Source organism: Vibrio sp. CB1-5 (assembly GCF_059412285.1).
The window spans coordinates 151,807-170,708 of sequence record NZ_JBJHPB010000008.1; the positions used below are offsets into that span (position 1 = coordinate 151,807).

Annotated in this window: 16 protein-coding genes; 2 read left to right on the plus strand and 14 right to left on the minus strand. The window is 46.5% G+C overall.

Annotation, left to right across the window (positions count from 1 at the left end):
- Positions 1-278 precede the first annotated feature (278 nt).
- Positions 279-1,826, plus strand: coding sequence for an alanine/glycine:cation symporter family protein (locus ACJB0T_RS08545; RefSeq protein ID WP_479288844.1), 1,548 nt, complete (start codon positions 279-281; stop codon positions 1,824-1,826).
- An 85-nt stretch (positions 1,827-1,911) separates the two neighbouring features.
- On the opposite strand, the gene ACJB0T_RS08550 is transcribed toward ACJB0T_RS08545, so the two are convergent.
- The 3 genes from ACJB0T_RS08550 to guaB all read right to left on the minus strand — a co-directional run bounded on the left by ACJB0T_RS08550 (position 1,912) and on the right by guaB (position 5,852).
- Positions 1,912-2,505, minus strand: a complete 594-nt coding sequence (locus ACJB0T_RS08550) for an acetate uptake transporter (protein ID WP_479288843.1) — start codon at positions 2,503-2,505, stop codon at positions 1,912-1,914.
- 211 nt (positions 2,506-2,716) lie between these two features.
- Positions 2,717-4,270 carry a glutamine-hydrolyzing GMP synthase gene (gene guaA / locus ACJB0T_RS08555; RefSeq protein ID WP_479288842.1) on the minus strand — a complete coding sequence of 518 codons (1,554 nt, stop codon included), beginning with the start codon at positions 4,268-4,270 and terminating at the stop codon, positions 2,717-2,719.
- Between the two features lie 118 nt (positions 4,271-4,388).
- Positions 4,389-5,852 carry an IMP dehydrogenase gene (gene guaB, locus ACJB0T_RS08560; RefSeq protein ID WP_234496115.1) on the minus strand — a complete coding sequence of 488 codons (1,464 nt, stop codon included), beginning with the start codon at positions 5,850-5,852 and terminating at the stop codon, positions 4,389-4,391.
- 208 nt (positions 5,853-6,060) lie between these two features.
- Between guaB and xseA the strand changes: the two genes are divergently transcribed.
- Positions 6,061-7,437 carry an exodeoxyribonuclease VII large subunit gene (xseA, locus tag ACJB0T_RS08565; RefSeq protein WP_479288841.1) on the plus strand — a complete coding sequence of 459 codons (1,377 nt, stop codon included), beginning with the start codon at positions 6,061-6,063 and terminating at the stop codon, positions 7,435-7,437.
- Between the two features lie 15 nt (positions 7,438-7,452).
- Here the strand turns inward: xseA and ACJB0T_RS08570 are convergent, their stop codons facing one another.
- From ACJB0T_RS08570 to rlmN, 11 genes are all read right to left on the minus strand, one after another.
- Positions 7,453-7,683 carry a zinc ribbon domain-containing protein gene (locus tag ACJB0T_RS08570; protein ID WP_479288840.1) on the minus strand — a complete coding sequence of 77 codons (231 nt, stop codon included), beginning with the start codon at positions 7,681-7,683 and terminating at the stop codon, positions 7,453-7,455.
- Between the two features lie 132 nt (positions 7,684-7,815).
- Positions 7,816-8,850 carry a GGDEF domain-containing protein gene (locus tag ACJB0T_RS08575; RefSeq protein WP_112460973.1) on the minus strand — a complete coding sequence of 345 codons (1,035 nt, stop codon included), beginning with the start codon at positions 8,848-8,850 and terminating at the stop codon, positions 7,816-7,818.
- Positions 8,851-9,221: 371 nt separating this feature from the next.
- The gene (locus ACJB0T_RS08580; RefSeq protein ID WP_479288839.1) at positions 9,222-10,088 is read right to left on the minus strand and encodes an alanyl-tRNA editing protein; all 867 of its coding nucleotides are present in this window, start codon (positions 10,086-10,088) and stop codon (positions 9,222-9,224) included.
- 76 nt (positions 10,089-10,164) lie between these two features.
- Positions 10,165-11,652 (minus strand): ribosome biogenesis GTPase Der, encoded by a 1,488-nt coding sequence (gene der / locus ACJB0T_RS08585; protein ID WP_479288838.1) that lies wholly within the window; start codon positions 11,650-11,652, stop codon positions 10,165-10,167.
- Positions 11,653-11,827: 175 nt separating this feature from the next.
- Entirely contained in the window at positions 11,828-12,985 is a 1,158-nt protein-coding gene (bamB, locus tag ACJB0T_RS08590) for an outer membrane protein assembly factor BamB (RefSeq protein ID WP_479288837.1), read from the minus strand.
- 12 nt (positions 12,986-12,997) lie between these two features.
- Entirely contained in the window at positions 12,998-13,612 is a 615-nt protein-coding gene (locus tag ACJB0T_RS08595) for a YfgM family protein (protein ID WP_479288836.1), read from the minus strand.
- A gap of 79 nt (positions 13,613-13,691) precedes the next feature.
- The gene (hisS, locus tag ACJB0T_RS08600; protein ID WP_353497937.1) at positions 13,692-14,960 is read right to left on the minus strand and encodes a histidine--tRNA ligase; all 1,269 of its coding nucleotides are present in this window, start codon (positions 14,958-14,960) and stop codon (positions 13,692-13,694) included.
- 26 nt (positions 14,961-14,986) lie between these two features.
- A complete protein-coding gene (gene ispG, locus ACJB0T_RS08605) occupies positions 14,987-16,111 on the minus strand; it encodes a flavodoxin-dependent (E)-4-hydroxy-3-methylbut-2-enyl-diphosphate synthase (protein WP_479288835.1) in 1,125 nt (374 codons plus the stop codon).
- Between the two features lie 8 nt (positions 16,112-16,119).
- Positions 16,120-17,064 carry a cytoskeleton protein RodZ gene (rodZ, locus tag ACJB0T_RS08610; protein ID WP_479288834.1) on the minus strand — a complete coding sequence of 315 codons (945 nt, stop codon included), beginning with the start codon at positions 17,062-17,064 and terminating at the stop codon, positions 16,120-16,122.
- 97 nt (positions 17,065-17,161) lie between these two features.
- Positions 17,162-17,296: a hypothetical protein gene (locus ACJB0T_RS08615; RefSeq protein ID WP_479288833.1), complete on the minus strand. Its 135-nt coding sequence runs from the start codon at positions 17,294-17,296 to the stop codon at positions 17,162-17,164.
- 281 nt (positions 17,297-17,577) lie between these two features.
- Positions 17,578-18,705, minus strand: a complete 1,128-nt coding sequence (gene rlmN, locus ACJB0T_RS08620) for a dual-specificity RNA methyltransferase RlmN (protein WP_479288832.1) — start codon at positions 18,703-18,705, stop codon at positions 17,578-17,580.
- Between the last annotated feature and the right edge of the window lie 197 nt (positions 18,706-18,902).

Sequence of the window (18,902 nt, forward strand, 5' to 3'; positions counted from 1 at the left end):
TTAACAAACAAAAATCACATCCACAAGCCCCACTTCGGATTTTGTGCCCAAAGTCACGCGTTAACACAATATTTACAACTAGGTTTAACATTGGCAACAAAGTTGGTTAGGATGTCGTCTCGTGTTTGTTAGGTTCAAACACTTCGCGCTTACCTTTGTCATGCTTTTCGTGCAAGCAAGGACGATTGATAAAGGATGAGCATCAACAAATGATGTCGAACAATCAGACCATGAGTCGCTGAGCTTCGACCTCATCCCAAGCTTTACAGGGAAGAACTATGCAGTCTTTAGTTGATTTTTTAAATGGGATTATCTGGAGTCCCGCTCTTATTTATTTATGTCTTGGTGCTGGCCTTTTCTACTCCATTCTTACTCGATTTGTACAAGTCCGTCATTTCTTCGAAATGTGGCGTCTACTACTATCAGGCAAGAGCTCAGAGAAAGGTATTTCATCATTCCAAGCACTGGCCGTTTCGCTGTCTGGACGCGTTGGTACAGGTAACATCGCGGGTGTCGCAGCGGCTATCGGTTTTGGTGGTCCTGGTGCGGTTTTCTGGATGTGGATGGTGGCCTTCTTCGGTGCTGCGACCGCCTACATCGAATCTACACTGGCGCAAATCTATAAAGAGGAAGACCAGGGCGAGTTCCGTGGTGGTCCTGCTTACTATATTGAAAAAGCCATGGGTCAGAAGTGGTACGCGTGGATCTTCGCAATTGCGACTATCTTTGCATGTGGTGTGCTTCTTCCAGGTGTTCAATCAAACAGTATTGGTAATGCCGTTGAAACTGCCTTTGGCACAGGCGCAATGATTGAAACAGCGATCGGTACCATCAGTTTTGCCAAAATTTTCACTGGCGCTGTCATCTCTATCATTCTCGCATTCATCATCTTTGGTGGCGTAAAACGTATCGCGCACTTCACGCAGATAGTTGTTCCTTTCATGGCGCTGGCGTACATCATCATTGCATTTGTGATCATTCTTCTGAACATCGGTGAAGTGCCACGTATCGTGGGTATGATTCTCGGCGATGCTTTCACCCCAATGGCTGGCTTTGGTGCTGCGATTGGTTGGGGTGTTAAGCGTGGCGTTTACTCTAATGAAGCAGGTCAAGGTACAGGTCCTCACGCAGCGGCAGCGGCAAACGTTGATCACCCTGCGCAGCAAGGTTTGGTTCAATCTTTCTCTATCTACATCGATACGTTGCTGGTTTGTTCTGCAACGGCGTTTATGATTCTTATCACTGGCGCATACAACGTCCACGGTCCTGAGAGCACATTCCTGGTTCAAAACCTAGCAGAAACGGTCGGCGCTAACGGCCCTGCTTTCACTCAGCTAGCAATTGAAAGCACCATGCCTGGTGTTGGTAAACTGTTCATTGCATTTGCACTGTTCTTCTTCGCCTTTACGACTATCTTGGCATACTACTACATTGCAGAAACCAACATTGCTTACATTCGCCGCACCTTTAAGGTAAACGGCCTAATGTTCCTATTGAAGCTGGTTTTGATCACCTCGGTGTTCTACGGCACGGTGAAAGCAGCAAACCTAGCTTGGGCAATGGGTGATGTCGGTGTAGGTCTCATGGCATGGCTAAACATTGTCGGCATCTTAATTATCTTCTTCATCGCGAAACCAGCCATCGTTGCGCTTAAGGATTACGAGAAGCAGCAAAAAGAAGGGGTTGAAGAGTATACGTTTAACCCTGTTGCACTTGGCATCAAAAACGCAGATTACTGGGAAGGTAGATACGAGCGCAAAACAGGTAGAAAGCCTGAAGCGGCTCAAGAAGCAGATTCTGCGTCGACTCAGACACAGACGTCATAATTAGAGTTAGTGATCGCATAAAGAAAAAGGGGTAGCTTGGCTACCCCTTTTGTCATTCACTGTTCCCGAATGAATGAAACTTAAATTATGCTGCCACTTCTTGAGTGGTCATTACAGGCGCTTTTTTCTCGCCGATAGGCAGAATAGTACGGCCGTATTCGTTGTTAAGTACTTGAGCCATTGCAAAGTAAATCGCGCTCGCGCCGCAGAAAATGCCTTCAAAACCTGCAATAGTACCAATCAGTTCACTACCGAAGAAATCACGCGCAGCCAGCAAGAAGAACAGAATGGTTAGTGAACCAAACACAACTTGCTTAGCTACTGGGTAGCAAAGTGAACCGATAAACATGAAACCAGTAAACACACCCCAAAGCAGTAGGTACCAACCCATAAACTTCGCAGGGCTTGCCGGAAGACCCATGTAAGGCATAACAATAATGCCCACCAGCGTTAACCAGAATAGACCGTATGAAGTGAACGCTGTGGTGCCGAAAGTGTCGCCACGTTTAAAGCACATCATGCCAACAAACACTTGGCTTAGACCGCCATAGAATATACCCATTGCTAGGATCATCGAATCAATCGGGAAGAAACCTGCATTGTGGATGTTAAGTAGAATGGTGGTCATACCAAAACCCATCAGGCCAAGCGGCGCTGGGTTCGCGAGTTTGTTAGACATTCTCAAAGAGCCCTAAATTCAAATTAAGCGGTAAAAATTATAGAAAAATTTTAATCCAAAACGTGAATGTTGAGCAGACCCATTATTTGCAATCTAAGTTTTACAGATTGCATATGTGAAATCGGAGTTTTCCGACAAGCATAAAAAAAGCCGACATACTGTCGGCTTTTTACGATCTAACAAGTCTCTAGCGATACTCTGTTATCAAGGATTATTCCCACTCGATAGTCGCTGGTGGCTTACCTGAAATGTCGTAAACCACACGAGAGATACCGTCTACTTCATTGATGATACGGTTCGAAACCTTACCTAGGAAGTCGTATGGTAGATGCGCCCAATGAGCCGTCATGAAGTCGATAGTCTCAACAGCACGTAGCGAAACCACCCAGTCGTACTTACGGCCATCGCCCATTACACCTACAGAGCGTACTGGTAGGAATACCGTGAACGCTTGAGATACCTTGTGGTAAAGGTCTGCATTGTGTAGCTCTTCAATGAAGATAGCGTCAGCACGGCGCAGTAGATCACAGTACTCTTTTTTGATCTCGCCAAGAACACGTACACCTAGACCTGGACCTGGGAACGGGTGACGATAAAGCATGTTGTATGGAAGACCTAGTTCTAGACCGATCTTACGCACTTCGTCTTTGAATAGCTCGCGTAGCGGCTCAACAAGACCCATTTCCATATCATCAGGAAGACCGCCCACGTTGTGGTGAGACTTGATGACGTGTGCTTTACCAGTTTTCGACGCTGCAGATTCAATAACATCTGGGTAGATCGTACCCTGCGCTAGCCACTTCGCGTTCTCTAGCTTCTTCGACTCTTCGTCAAATACGTCTACGAATACATGACCGATTGTCTTGCGCTTTTCTTCTGGATCAGACTTGCCTTCAAGTGCAGTAAGGAAACGCTCTTCTGCGTCTACTTTGATGATGTTCAGACCGAACTTGTCGCCGAACATATCCATCACTTGCTCGCCTTCATTTAGACGCAGAAGACCATTGTCTACGAATACACAGGTCAATTTGTCACCGATAGCACGGTGAACAAGCATCGCTACTACTGATGAGTCAACACCGCCAGATAGACCAAGAATCACTTCATCGTCGCCCACTTGCTCTTTAATGCGAGCAACAGCGTCTTCAATGATAGAACCAGGAGTCCATAGACGCTCACAGCCACAAGCACCAAGAACGAAGTTCTCTAGCATTTGTAGGCCTTGCTTAGTGTGTGTCACTTCTGGGTGGAACTGAACACCGTAGTATTTCTTCTCTTCGTTTGCCATTGCTGCGTACGGACAAGTATCCGTTTCACCAACTTTTACGAAGTCTGCTGGGATTTCAACAACTTTGTCGCCGTGGCTCATCCAAACATCTTGAGTTTCTTCAAGACCTTTAAAGATTGCAGAGTCACCAGATACTTTAACTTGTGCGTAGCCAAATTCACGCTCGTTAGAGCCCGCTACTTTACCGCCCAGCTGCTCAGCCATGGTCTGCATGCCGTAGCACACACCAAGAACTGGAACACCTGAATCAAATACGTACTGAGGAGCACGTGGAGAGTTGTCTTCCGTAACGCTTTCTGGACCACCAGATAGGATAATACCGTCTGGGTTGAATTCACGAATATCCGCTTCTTCTACGTCCCAGCTCCATAGTTCACAGTAAACACCGATCTCACGAACGCGACGTGCTACTAGTTGTGTGTATTGAGAACCGAAGTCTAGGATCAGAATTCGTTGGTCATGAATATTTTTCGTCATTTTGGGCAATCTTATCAGCTAAGTGTTGAAAACGGAGGCGAGTTTACCCGCCTCTTATCTTTGCTTCAAGGAAAAAAGCAAACGTTTACGTAGGATTTATGTCACTACGTTATCGCTATTAACCTAAACGGTAGTTAGGCGCTTCCTTGGTGATTTGAACATCGTGTACGTGAGATTCGTTTAGACCCGCACCAGAGATGCGAACGAATTCTGCTTTAGTACGCATATCTTCAATAGTCGCAGAGCCAGTTAGACCCATGCTTGAACGAAGACCACCCATTTGCTGGTGAACGATCTCTTTTAGGCGACCTTTATAAGCAATACGACCTTCGATACCTTCTGGAACGAGCTTGTCAGCTGCGTTATCAGATTGGAAGTAACGGTCAGAAGAACCTTGAGACATAGCGCCAAGTGAACCCATACCGCGGTAAGCTTTGTATGAACGACCTTGGTAAAGAATCACTTCACCAGGTGCTTCTTCAGTACCAGCGAACATAGAACCAACCATGACACAAGATGCGCCAGCTACGATAGCTTTACAGATATCACCTGAGAAACGGATACCGCCATCAGCGATAACTGGGATGCCATATTCTTCAGCTGCTGCTGCCGCGTCTGAAATCGCTGTGATTTGAGGTACACCAACACCTGTTACGATACGAGTTGTACAGATTGAACCAGGGCCGATACCGACTTTCACTGCGCTTACGCCAGCTTCAATCAGTGCTTTAGCACCTGCAGCTGTCGCAACGTTGCCGCCGATGATGTCGAGATCTGGGTATGCAGCGCGAGTTTCGCGGATACGGTTTAGAACACCTTCAGAGTGACCGTGTGAAGAGTCGATAAGTAGAACGTCAACACCTGCTTCAACAAGCGCTTTAACACGTTCTTCGTTACCAGCGCCAGCACCAACTGCAGCACCAACGCGTAGACGACCTTGCGCATCTTTACATGCGTTAGGCTTACGTTCTGCTTTGTGGAAGTCTTTTGCTGTGATCATACCGGTAAGTTGGAACTCGTCATTCACAACCAGTACTTTCTCAACACGTGCACGGTGCATCTCTTCTTGTACTTCTTCACGAGAAGCACCTTCTTTAACAGAGGCTAGGCGCTCTTTTGGCGTCATTACTGCTTCTACTTTCTTAGAAAGGTCAGTAACAAAGCGAACATCACGACCAGTGATGATGCCTACGAGTTCGTTGTTTTCAGCAACAACAGGGAAACCGGCAAAGCCGTGCTTATCAGTCAGCGCAACCACATCAGCGATAGATGCATCTGGGCTAACTGTTACTGGGTTAGTAACTACACCTGCTTCAAAGATTTTAACTAGACGAACCTGCTCAGCTTGTTGCTCGATAGACATGTTCTTGTGGATAAAGCCAATGCCACCTTCTTGGGCTAGCGCGATCGCAAGACGCGCTTCTGTCACTGTGTCCATAGACGCAGAAATCATTGGAATATTCAGAGTGATATTCTTGGTCAGCCGAGTGCGAAGATCAGCTGTGTTTGGGAGAACGGTGGAGTGAGCTGGAACGAGTAGTACATCATCGAACGTCAGCGCTTCTTTGGCAATTCTTAGCATTTGCAATATCTCACAATAGAGGAGTTTAAAGAAAAAATCCGCCCTTATCGTTTCGCATAATAAGGTGATTTGGATTAGATATTGCGGTGGGATTATACGCCCGACGAAATCGCTTGGCTACACATTTTTCTATTTTTTATTTGCAATTACCCCCTTGATATGTATTATATTGCCGCTAATTTCCATACTCACGTCTTTGAGATTAGCTGTGTCCCTATCCCCGCGATCTACTTCTCAGTCATCTTCTTCTAATCAGAACATTTACACGGTCTCTCGTCTGAATTCCGAAGTACGTTTATTACTAGAAAATGAAATGGGGATTGTCTGGTTAGTCGGTGAAATATCTAACTTTTCTGCACCTGTCTCTGGTCACTGGTACCTCACGTTAAAAGACTCACGCGCTCAAGTTAAGTGCGCGATGTTCCGTGGCAACAATCGTCGAGTCACCTTTAAGCCCGTCAACGGCAATCAAGTATTGGTGAAAGCGCGTCTCTCTTTGTATGAGCCACGTGGTGACTACCAGCTGATCATTGAATCGATGCAACCTGAGGGCGATGGCAGACTGCAGCAAGAGTTTGAGAAGCTAAAGATGTCACTGGCGGCTGAGGGATTATTCTCACAGTCACTGAAAAAGCCTCTGCCTTCTCATCCTAAACGAGTGGGTATCATCACTTCTAAAACTGGTGCTGCGCTGTTCGATATTCTTGATGTCCTGAAAAGACGCGACCCATCATTGCCCGTCGTTATCTACCCAACAACGGTTCAAGGTGATGCGGCGGCGATTGAAATTGCGCAAGCAATTGGACGTGCCAATAGTCGTAATGAGTGTGATGTGTTGATTGTCGGTCGAGGGGGTGGCTCACTGGAAGATTTATGGTGCTTCAACCACGAAATACTGGCGAGAACCATCGCTGCAAGTCAAATTCCCATCATTAGTGCTGTCGGGCACGAAATTGATGTCACGATTGCCGATTATGTTGCCGATGTACGTGCGCCAACCCCAAGCGCGGCAGCAGAGCTGGTTAGCAATGACACGTCACACAAGCATGAGTCACTAAAGAGTCGAGAGCAAAGGCTGCGTAATACTATGCAGATTTACCTTGCTCAACAAAAACAGCAGTTTTCTGCACTGACACAAGCGTTAAACAGTCATCACCCAAAACATCAGTTGCAACGACAGAGCCAACTTCTTGATGAATTTGAATACCGCTTGAGTGCTGCAATGAAGCAACGCCTATCGCAAGAAGCTCTGCGTCTAAATAACAAGCAGCATCGATTGATGGCCCTCTCTCCAGACCGTCAATTAGAAAAACAATCGAACCGATTAGTGCAATTACAAGCGCGGCTTAAACAAGCGATACAAAAACAGCTCGATACCGCCAAGCATCAGTTTGCAGTGACAGCAGGAAAACTGGATACCGTTAGCCCACTTGCGACGCTACAGCGCGGCTATTCGATTACTCAAGACAGCAATGGTCAAGTGCTCACCAATGCCAACAATGTCGAAGTCGGTAGTACCATAACGACGAAACTCGATAACGGTGTTATCGAGTCTCAGGTTATTCGTACAGGGGATATTGGCTAATCTAGCCAGATTTGCCTAGTCCAAAGCCTCAAAGACAAATTTCACTCGGGACTTGGATTTGAGCTCATTGCAGCCATTACAAAAGTAGCTCGCAGAGCCACACGCCTGTAGCTTCTCTAACTCAGCGTCACAATCGGGACAAAAACCGATCTTTTTGTAGTGGCGCTGACAGTCACTACAGTGATACTGACCATCCCAATCTAATTCTTGATGACACGTCGGACAGTTATTTTGTGTACTTGTCATGACTCGTACCTACATTAGCAATATTTAATATTAGCATCATACGACTTTCATTGCAGACAACGCATTGATGCTAATCAAAATCACCTTTCAGTCTTAACTCTGTCTAGATACCCTAAAAAGTCGATTCTGGGGTTAAGAAGCAAGCATCTGAGAATACGTGGTCATTGGGACAGTGCGTCGATTGCGTCGTTTTACCTTGTACATCTCAGCATCCGCTTTACGGATCAACTTGTCCATCGGCAAATCAGAGCAACACTCTTTGGTAGCAAAACCTACACTAACAGAGATATTGGTCTCTTCCAGTGTCACTGGCTTATTCAATTCGCTACTCAGAGTCTCATAGAACTCTCGAGCCCCCTCTTCGCTTGGAAAACAGCAAAATGCCAAGAACTCATCACCACCATAACGGCCAAGTACTGCTTGAGGCGGTAGTATCTCCTTGAGCTCTTTCGCCACAGCTTTAAGCACCTTATCACCAAAGTAATGGCCGTATTCGTCGTTCACCTGTTTAAACTTATCGATGTCGACAAAAAAGCAGCCCAGTATATTACCGTCGAAGCAATGACTTTTCTCGACTCTCTCAAGGAGCTCACGTCGATTTAAACAGTGTGTGAGAGGATCCATCTGAGCTTGGAAAGTTAGCTTGTCTTCAAGCGCATATTTCTCAAGTGCCACCGAATATACTGCAGCAAGTGATTCTAACACCTCAACCTCAATGGCTTCCGGCGTCGCAGCACTATTACTATAAAGAGCAAATGTCCCTAAGCAATGTTGCTGCGTAGAAATAACGGGGACCGACCAACACCCTCGGATGTCGGCAGAAGCCGCTAACTCTATATACGGCTGCCAGTTACGATGTCGGGTCACATCATCAACGATCACAGAGCGCTTCAGAAAAGCAGCGGCACCACAGGATCCAACTTGTTCACCAATGGAGAGACCATCGATCGCCTGAGTGTATGCAATAGGCAGGTTGGGCGCTGCCACTGTGTGCAAACATTGGGATTCTTCATCCAATGATAAAATTGAAACTCGTTTGTCCGGAAATAAGCGTTCTGTCAGCTTGACTATCCTTGACACTAACTGGGATTGGGGAAGTCCCAGTGCGAGGTCCTTTAATAAGTTATTCATGCCTTTGTGGGCATCGATCAGCAAGTCTTTATTCATAGTTCGCGTCTTTTTGTTTGCTGCTTTACCACTCTCGCAAAACGGATAGCAGACTGTTTATTATGCGCTTCGAGCACATACTAACACAGGGGACACATAGATGAACTATTGACCAAAAGAATATTTGAACGTAATTTAACCTTTAAAGCCTTACATACGCCGAACAAGGTGATGCCGAGAAAACGATCTTTATATGATCATCTTCAAAAGCTAGCTTGATCAGCGATCTGCTTAAAAAAGAACATTTATATAACCACACACCGAAAGCATAAGTTACATATCCTGCATTTCGATTTTAAGCAGAATAAAAACCCGAAAGAAAAACAAAAAATAAACCCAATCAGAACTTCATAAAAATATCGCATTTATCATTATTGAATTACATCGGTGTGCATTTCGATATAACTCCCATCGATAGCACGCAGCTCAACGTTGATTCTTGAAAACGCTTGTGTCGACGAAATGTGAGTTCCTCCGCAAGGCATGACAACGTCTACGCCGTCCAAGTGACAATGCCAGTAACGAGAGCTGGTCAAATAGGGCCCCTCAAGCCTCATCGTTACGTCGCTTGGTACACTTAGCCAATCTTGCAGTTGCTGATTAACCTGAGTTTCAATATCTGCGAGCACTTCCAACACTTGTGCGGTATTCAAGCCACGCTTTCGCAGCGTTTTGCCAAGTCGATAGTTGTCAAAACAGCGATCTGGCGATACAAAACTCTGCTCTTGAGCATAACTATTAAAATCATAGTGCCCCAAGCCGTCTTTTCGATCGGCATCTTTTCGCCAGTAGGCTAACGCCAAGACTTTGTTCAGTGCGAGTGAGGCAATATGACCGGCGCTGTGTCCTCGGCTCAGGCTTTGTTGGTATTGCTTGTCGACTTGTAGAATCACGGTTTGCTTCTTAGTCAATTTGGCATCCGTTGCAATACGGTGAACGACGACAAAAACCCACCCTTCAGTATCGCGCTTTACCGGAATCGACTCTGCAACGCAAAGAACGCCAGTGGCCACTTCAACGGCGCCAACTAGACAATCGATAACCTCATAATCAACACCAATTGCCGACAATATGCCTTTATCTGCTGGATGATCCGGCCAGATATGACTGACAGGATGAAAGGGCGTCTCTGCGACGACGACGTCACAATATTGTTCGGTTTGAGAGATAAGTTGGATCTGACTTTCTAGCGTCCAAACTTGATGGCAAAAATGCACCTTAGTGGCTGTGATCATCAACCTTTCCTTACAATATGACTTTTATTGAACACAAAAAAACGCCCTCTGATTCAGAGGGCGTCATTACGCTAATGCTTTATTTTTTAGGACGACCTTTCATCATAGTCATCAGGCGCTTACGCTTGCGCTCTTGAGAAAGTGTCATCTTGCTGGTTTTACCTTCGAACGGGTTGTCACTGCTTTGGAAGTTAATGCGGATTGGCGTCCCCATGATTTCCAATGAACGGCGATAGTAGTTCATCAGGTAGCGCTTGTAAGAATCTGGCAGCTCGTTCACTAGGTTACCGTGAACAACAACGATTGGCGGGTTATAACCACCAGCGTGCGCGTACTTCAGCTTCACGCGGCGACCACGAACCATAGGCGGCTGGTGATCTTCTGTTGCCATTTTCATGATACGAGTCAGTACTGATGTACCTACACGTGTCGTAGCCGATTTATACGCTTCTTGAACAGATTCGAACAAGTGACCTACGCCTGTGCCATGAAGCGCAGAGATAAAGTGAATGCGAGCAAAGTCCACAAAGCCTAGACGACGGTCTAGCTCTTTTTTCACCTGCTCTTTCACGTCTGTATCCAAACCATCCCACTTGTTCACAGCGAGAACAATTGAGCGACCAGCGTTAAGGGCAAAGCCTAACAAGCTAAGATCTTGGTCTGAGATATTCTCGCGAGCATCAATAACCACCAATACCACGTTAGCATCTTCAATCGCTTTCAGCGTTTGAACAACCGAGAATTTCTCAACCGTTTCATTGATACGTTTACGACGACGCACGCCTGCAGTATCAATCAGAACGTATTCACGACCATCACGTTCCATCGGGATATAAATGGAATCACGCGTCGTACCTGGCATGTCATACACCACCACACGCTCTTCACCAAGAATACGGTTAGTCAGGGTTGATTTGCCAACGTTTGGACGGCCAATGATAGCCAGTTTGATTGGCTGATCTTGAAGACGCTTGTACTCAGCTTCCGCTTCTTCTTCGGTGTAGTCGAGTTTTTCCTCTTCTGCATCTTCGAACATGGTCAAATCTTCGATTTCACCTTCAGTCTCTGAAAGGTGCTCAAAGAAAGGATCCAAAGCACGATCAAGAAGAGCAGTAACACCACGGCCATGAGCCGCCGCAATGTGATACATATTTTCAACACCTAGCTGCCAAAATTCAGCGCTTGCAGCATCAGCATCAATACCATCTACCTTGTTAACAACAAGGAAAGCTGGCTTTTCAATTTTACGTAGGTGGTTGGCAATCGCTTCATCCGCAACCGTCAAACCCGCACGGCCATCCACAAGGAATAGCACTACGTCAGCTTCTTCAATCGCAGCTAACGATTGTTCCGCCATTTTGGTTTCTACACCTTCTTCAGTGCCGTCAATACCACCAGTATCGATAACAATGAATTCATTCTCACCCAGTTGAGCTTGACCATATTTACGGTCACGCGTTAGTCCCGGAAAATCCGCAACCAAAGCATCACGCGTACGCGTCAGTCTATTAAACAGTGTCGACTTACCCACATTTGGGCGTCCAACTAGGGCAACAACAGGTAACATATTAACCTCTACACTTAATTTCTTATTGTAGTTATAGGTAAAAATGGTTTCGTTTTCCTATAACCACAACGTATTCTATCTATCCGAGCTCGAAAAGATCCTTTTGCTTCGCAGCAATAAAACGGCTCCTAACTGAAAATCAGCCAGGAGCCGTTTGTGAATTATATCACGCTTTCTAGTTAATAGTGAGTTTCTTTATTTCACCGTTGCGATTGATGATCACGTAGCCGCCTGGTACCAATGTTGGCCCCACCGCCATCCCGCTGTCATTCGTCATTTGCTGTGCCACAAACTCACCCGTTTGACGATCTAGCCAGTGCAGATAACCAAGACTGTCACCTACCACAATGTAACCATCGACAATCACAGGCGCTGTTAACTGACGATTCTCAAGCTGGCTGTTCTCCCAAAGCTCTGTACCACTGCGCGCATCAACGGCAATAACGTGATCCGTTTCTGAGATCAAAAACAGGCTGCGGTTGTCCGTTGCCATGTCTGTGGCAGAAGAGTAGTTACGCTTCCAAATTGGATTACCAGAACGTAAATCAATCGAAATCAACTGACCATTGAAGCCCACAGTGTACAACGTGCCGCCCAAGATAATGGGTGACGAATCAACATCCACTAGGCGGTCAATCTCTGTCGCTCCTTTTGGCGTCCCCACAGGTTGCTGCCAAATCAGCTGACCACGATCAATGATGGCTGCTGCCAATCGACCATTCGCTGTACCCCAGAACACACCACCAGAAACCGTTGCAGGAGCACTATCGCCTCGCAGTGTTAGATTCGGCACATCGGTACTGATTGCCCAGCGCTCTTCACCACTTGTTTGTTCTAATGCAGTCAATACGCCTTGACTGGTGTGCACCATAACAAGGCTGGAATCCGCTACAGGCATCGCAAGGACTTCACCGTTCACTTCTGCTCGCCAAAGCTCTTCACCCGTATCAACATCCAGTGCAATCACTTCGCCATTCTCACTGCCGATATACAGTTTTTGATACGCTGCTGCAATGCCACCAGATAGTCGAGCCGTCACCTCACCAGTGATATCAACTTGCCATAGGGTTTTGCCCGTTTCCGGATCCATGGCCTTGACTTCACCTTCGCGACTAGCAACAAACAGTTTGTCATACGCATACACAGGTGACAGTTTTGAGAAGAAACTTCCAACACCATTGCCAATACTTGAAGACCACTCCGTATTTGGTGTGAACTCACTTTGCACTTCCGGCAGCGGCGCCATAATGATGGTGTCTTCTTCACTCGAACACCCTGCAAGTACACCTAATACCGAGATAGAAAGTAATACCTTTTTAACGAGTCTATTCATCGGCTATAGCCCTTACTTGGCAAGATCATCCAATTTTAGCTGTAGCGCTTGGCTAGCATCTTGTGCTTGCTGCGCTTCGGTGTAAGCGGTATATGCTGCATCACGGTCGCCTTCGCGAATCGCGATGTCACCACGAAGCTCTGCCACACGACCCGCCCAGGCTGTGTCCGTAATCTTATCAAGTTCAGCACGAGCACCCGCATTGTCGCCTGACTCAATCATTAGACGTGCAATACGGTAAGTCACTAGCGGAGTAATCGCCGCATCTTTGGTGTTGCTCTGTGCCCACTGAAGCTGCGTCAATGCATCTTCAAAGTTGCCTGCTTCCACTTGGGCTTTTGCCAATTGCATTGCCGCTAAAACAGCGTATTCACTGTCTTTGCTGGTATCGATAAACGTTTGTACATCAGCGCTTGAGTCTGCGCCTTTCGCTACAATTGACTCAACGGCTTTGCTGTACTGTTCTGATGCTGCTTCCTGAGCTTGGACAACGGAATCTTGATAATAACGCCAGCCAAATAAACCACCTAGACCAACAACAACGCCAAGCACAACGGCTTTGCCGTTCTCTTTCCACCAGTCTTTGATCGCTTCAACTTGTTGTTCTTCAGAATCGTAGAGTTCCACTTCCTGTCCTCTTAAAAGAAATCGTTACCTAAACGAATAGGCAGCTGAAACCTCGCTGCCTATTGTTTTGGGTTTAAACTTAAATAATATCTGCTAATTTAGCGGCTAACTCGGTTTGAGCAACAGTTTCTTGCTCTCCGCCCTGCAAATCTTTGACCACGACCGTATTCTCAGCCACTTCAGTCTCACCAAGCACTAGAGCATAAACCGCGCCTACTTTGTCCGCGCGTTTGAATTGTTTCTTGAAGTTACCACCACCAAAGTGGTTCATTACTCGAATACCAGGGATCGCTTCACGAAGACTTTCAGCAAGCTTCATACCTGCCATCATAGTACCTTCACCAGCCGTGACGACATAAGCGTCAACACTGCGACGAACGTCGGTCAGTTCAAGTGTTTCCATCATCAGTACGAGACGCTCAAGACCCATAGCGAAACCCACCGCTGGTGTTGCTTTACCGCCAAGCTGTTCAACAAGGCCATCGTAACGACCACCGCCACATACAGTGCCTTGAGCACCTAGGCTTTCAGTGATCCACTCAAAAACAGTGCGGTTGTAGTAATCAAGGCCACGAACCAAACGTTGGTTAACTGTATATTCGATACCTGCCGCGTCAAGAAGTTCACATAGACCTGCGAAATGTGCTTTTGACTCTTCATCGAGGTAGTCAGAAAGCTCTGGCGCATCCACCAAGATCGCTTGAACGTCTGGGTTCTTGCTATCCAATACGCGCAGTGGATTAGTGTGCATACGGCGTTTGCTGTCTTCATCCAATACATCAACGTGCTGCTCTAGGTGAGCAATCAGTGCCGTACGGTAGTTAGCGCGCGCTTCTAGTGAACCAATAGAGTTCAGCTCTAGACGAACATGCTTGTCGATACCTAGCTCACGCCAAAGACGTGCTGTCATCATGATAAGTTCAGCGTCAACGTCAGGGCCGTTTAGACCGAATACTTCAACACCACATTGGTGGAACTGACGGTAGCGACCTTTTTGTGGGCGCTCGTGACGGAACATTGGGCCCATGTACCACAGTCGCTGCTCTTGGTTGTACAGCAGGCCATTCTCGATACCTGCACGAACACAACCCGCCGTACCTTCAGGGCGCAGCGTTAGGCTATCGCCGTTGCGGTCTTCAAAAGTGTACATCTCTTTTTCAACCACGTCGGTCACTTCACCGATAGCGCGGCTGAATAGATGAGTCATCTCAACGATTGGCATACGTACTTCGTTGTAGCCATATGCGCTGACCACATGCTTCACTGTATTCTCAACTTTTTGCCAAAGTGGAGATTGTGTTGGGAGGCAGTCGTTCATGCCTCGGATTGCTTGAATAGTTTTTGCCACAGTTTAATACCGTAATTTCGTTGAGATTATTTGTCTTCTACTTCATTTACTTCGATGCGATTTGCGGAATCTAGCATCGATGCTTTAGCTCGAATTTTTGCTTCAAGCTGATTAACAAGGTCATCGTTGTCAAAGCGCTCTTTCTGACGTTTACCGTCTTCATAGAAAGCACTCTTCTTGTTACTGCCCGCAAGACCTAGATGAGACACTTCAGCTTCACCAGGTCCATTCACCACACAGCCAATGATAGACACATCCATTGGAGTGATTACATCTTCCAAACGCTCTTCTAGTGCGTTTACAGTACTAATCACATCGAACTCTTGACGAGAACAACTTGGACAAGCAATAAAGTTAATGCCGCGAGAGCGGATGCGCAGTGATTTCAAAATATCGAAACCCACTTTAATTTCTTCTACTGGATTCGCAGCAAGAGAAATACGCAGCGTATCACCGATACCTTCAGCTAACAGCATGCCAAGGCCAACCGATGATTTCACTGAACCGGCACGTGCACCACCCGCTTCCGTAATACCTAGGTGAAGCGGCTGGTCGATTTTCTTAGCAAGTAGACGGTAAGAGTCTACCGCGAGGAATACGTCAGACGCCTTCACGCTCACTTTGAACTGATCAAAGTTAAGACGATCAAGAATGTCCACGTGACGCATTGCAGATTCAACCAAAGCCTCTGGCGTTGGTTCGCCATATTTCATCTGGATATCTTTTTCCAGAGAGCCGCCATTGACACCAATACGAATGGGTATGTTCTTATCGCGTGCACAGTCCACAACCGAACGAATACGCTCTTCATTACCAATGTTGCCAGGGTTGATACGTAAGCAATCAACTCCGTATTCAGCGACTTTCAGCGCGATACGGTAGTCGAAGTGAATATCAGCGACCAGCGGAATAGAAGCCTGCTTTTTGATCTCACGGAAGGCTTCCGCCGCATCCATGGTAGGAACAGAGACACGAACAATGTCAGCGCCTACGTTTTCCAAAGCTTTAATTTGAGCAACCGTCGCGGCTACATCGGTCGTACGCGTGTTCGTCATTGACTGAACGGCGATAGGTGCGCCATCGCCGATAGGTACATCGCCCACATAAATACGCGTAGAGGGACGACGTTTAATTGGTGATTCGTGATGCATAGTGTTTTCTAAGGTAAGGTGAATCGAGCTACTTTGCCTGAAGTATACCCAGAAAGGTCGACAGGTTCACTCGCTAATGTCATAGAAACCTTCTCAGGCGCACCTAAAATAACTTTGAAAGGCGCTTTGCCATCCAGACTTAGGTTGTCTCCCGCTTTTTGAATGCCGGTCGACACCGTTTTGCCATCGGCGTCTTTCACTTGGATCCAACAATCACCAGAGAACGACATCGTCAGATTTGTCAGTCCATTAGCAGGCTTTGGTTCCGCTACAGCAGGTTCAGTTTGCTCCACTGCCTCAGCAACCTCGACTTCAGCAGGCGCTTCAGTTTGGCTAGCCTCCTCAGGCGCTTCGACTTGTGGTTCTTCAGGTGTGGCAACGATCGCTGAGACATCGAGCGTCTTCACTTCTGGCTCCTTGGCAACAAGTTCAGCCTCAAGTGTGGCGATTTTTTCAGTTGCAGGAGCTTCCACTTCAAATGCTGGGTCATTGTTTGAAGTGTCCGCGATTTCAGACAAGGTATCTTTTTGTTGGTTCTGCAGCCACCAAACCGAAGAAATACCGATAATGACCACACCAATACCCCAAGTGAGTTTCATGATACGGCTATCGTGTTTCTCTTTATTAGTTTTTTGCGAAAAGCTCTGCATAGGCTGTTCGTAGTGCTGGGCTGCACTGTGATTTTCGATGGTGCTGAGCACCTCTTGCTCGTCAATACCGACTGCTTTTGCATAGGATCGTAAGTAGCCACGCGTGAACGTTGCGACTTGTTCACCATCGAACTCATTAGATTCTATTTTCTGAATGATCGCGACACGCAAACGCAACCGATCGGCGATTTGTTTCTGCGTAAGGCCCAGAGCCTCACGCTTTTGCTTAAGAATGGTACCGGCAAGCATCGCTTGCTCGGCTTGCGGTGACTGTTCTGTGGCGTTATTTTGCTCAGTACTCATTGATATTGTACTTCTTATGGTTGTCACTTAGATACGACACGCTTCGTTCGTTATTTTTAATGGGTGTTCGTGGTCTTAGTTTGGTAAATCGCTCGCACTAGCTGTTCAATACAGCATAGTCCCAAATGGCCAACTGCGGCACTTCTCTGTTTGTAAAGCGCTCGATTTTATTATGATTTCTGTCTGACTGATTGAGTTTGCCAGCATCATCTCGATTGGAACTGCTCATCATAGTCGATTCTCCACACGAGTTAAAATGTCCTGAGTTAAAACAGCACAAATAGTGACATTTTTGATTAAAAATTAACACGACTCATATTTTTCCGGCGACATTTCGTAGTATTTGATTAACAAAAACTATATTTGTTCCGTTATTGTTCAATTATTTATCTAAAAAATGTGGCAAAGATCAGAGTTTGAGAGATGAATTAAAGCCGCTATTTTTACTCAACTCTGGATACAACAAAGCCAAGTCGAAACTTGGCTTTGAATAACACAATTTGAGTGCGCGAATTATACGGCTTTAACTGGGATCGCTTGCTGGCCTTTTTGCGCTGCAATTTGCTGTGTACGTTTGGTACGGTCAATCACATCACCGACAAGCTGACCACAAGCGGCATCGATATCATCACCACGAGTCTTACGAACCGTCACAGTGTAATCATACTGCATGAGCGTTTTCATGAAGCGATCGATACGCGAATTACTCGGCTTCTTATATGGCGAGCCTGGGTACGGGTTGAACGGGATCAGGTTGATCTTTGCCGGCGTATCCTTAAGAAGCTCTGCAAGTTCACGGGCGTGATCCATATCGTCGTTAACATGGTCAAGCAGTACATATTCAACCGTTACCTTGCCGCGGTTCGCGTTGGAAGACGCGATGTAGCGACGAACAGATGCTAAAAAGTCTTGGATATCCCAGCGATCATTAATTGGCATAATGTCGCTACGAAGCTTATCGTTTGGCGCATGCAAAGAAATCGCTAACGCAACGTCGATTTGACCCGTCATCTGATCCAAACCAGAAACCACGCCTGAAGTAGATACGGTTACGCGACGCTTAGACAAACCAAAACCTAGATCATCAAGCATCAGCTCAAGGGCTGGCATTAGGTTTTTCATATTAAGCAGCGGCTCACCCATGCCCATCATCACAACGTTGGTAATTGGGCGGCGACCGGTTTCTTTTTCAAGACCGATCTCACGAGCTGCGCGCCAAACCTGACCAATGATTTCCGATACTTTAAGGTTACGGTTGAAGCCCTGTTGTGCGGTTGAACAGAACTTACATTCCAGCGCACAACCCACCTGTGAAGAAACACACAGTGTCGCGCGATCATCATCAGGAATGTAGACCGTCTCTACGTCTTGATCGCCAACACGCATTGCCCACTTGATCGTGCCATCAGAAGAGTGCTGAGCTTCAGATACGGTTGGCGCTTTAATTTCCGCCAAACGAATCAGCTTTTCACGAAGCTTCTTGTTGATGTTGGTCATCTTCTCGAAGTCATCGACACCAAAATGATAGATCCACTTCATGACTTGATCAGCACGGAAAGCTTTTTCACCCAATTCCTCTTGGAAAAACTGACGCATACCCTTGCGATCAAAATCGAGTAGATTGACTTTTTGTGTGGTCATGGTGCCTCTTCGATGACGGTAAATAGTGTTAAGGGCGCGAATTGTACAGGCTTTAGCCCCCTACAACAAGCGTTACAAAACCCTAAAATATTAAGGTATTCATTTCTAAGTGAACATTTTTTACACAACAAAAACATCAGGTAATATCAAGTAGGGTGAGGCGTTACCGCCTCATCCCTCTTACAGAACCGTACGTA

Excerpts from the sequence above, each read along its gene's own strand:
- ACJB0T_RS08615 (WP_479288833.1), bottom strand. The coding sequence starts at position 17,296 with ATGATGAGCAGTTCCAATCGAGATGATGCTGGCAAACTCAATCAGTCA.
- guaB (WP_234496115.1), bottom strand. The coding sequence starts at position 5,852 with ATGCTAAGAATTGCCAAAGAAGCGCTGACGTTCGATGATGTACTACTC.
- ispG (WP_479288835.1), bottom strand. The coding sequence starts at position 16,111 with ATGCATCACGAATCACCAATTAAACGTCGTCCCTCTACGCGTATTTAT.
- bamB (WP_479288837.1), bottom strand. The coding sequence starts at position 12,985 with ATGAATAGACTCGTTAAAAAGGTATTACTTTCTATCTCGGTATTAGGT.
- rodZ (WP_479288834.1), bottom strand. The coding sequence starts at position 17,064 with ATGAGTACTGAGCAAAATAACGCCACAGAACAGTCACCGCAAGCCGAG.
- ACJB0T_RS08575 (WP_112460973.1), bottom strand. The coding sequence starts at position 8,850 with ATGAATAAAGACTTGCTGATCGATGCCCACAAAGGCATGAATAACTTA.
- der (WP_479288838.1), bottom strand. The coding sequence starts at position 11,652 with ATGTTACCTGTTGTTGCCCTAGTTGGACGCCCAAATGTGGGTAAGTCG.
- ACJB0T_RS08550 (WP_479288843.1), bottom strand. The coding sequence starts at position 2,505 with ATGTCTAACAAACTCGCGAACCCAGCGCCGCTTGGCCTGATGGGTTTT.
- guaA (WP_479288842.1), bottom strand. The coding sequence starts at position 4,270 with ATGACGAAAAATATTCATGACCAACGAATTCTGATCCTAGACTTCGGT.
- ACJB0T_RS08570 (WP_479288840.1), bottom strand. The coding sequence starts at position 7,683 with ATGACAAGTACACAAAATAACTGTCCGACGTGTCATCAAGAATTAGAT.
- rlmN (WP_479288832.1), bottom strand. The coding sequence starts at position 18,705 with ATGACCACACAAAAAGTCAATCTACTCGATTTTGATCGCAAGGGTATG.
- ACJB0T_RS08545 (WP_479288844.1), top strand. The coding sequence starts at position 279 with ATGCAGTCTTTAGTTGATTTTTTAAATGGGATTATCTGGAGTCCCGCT.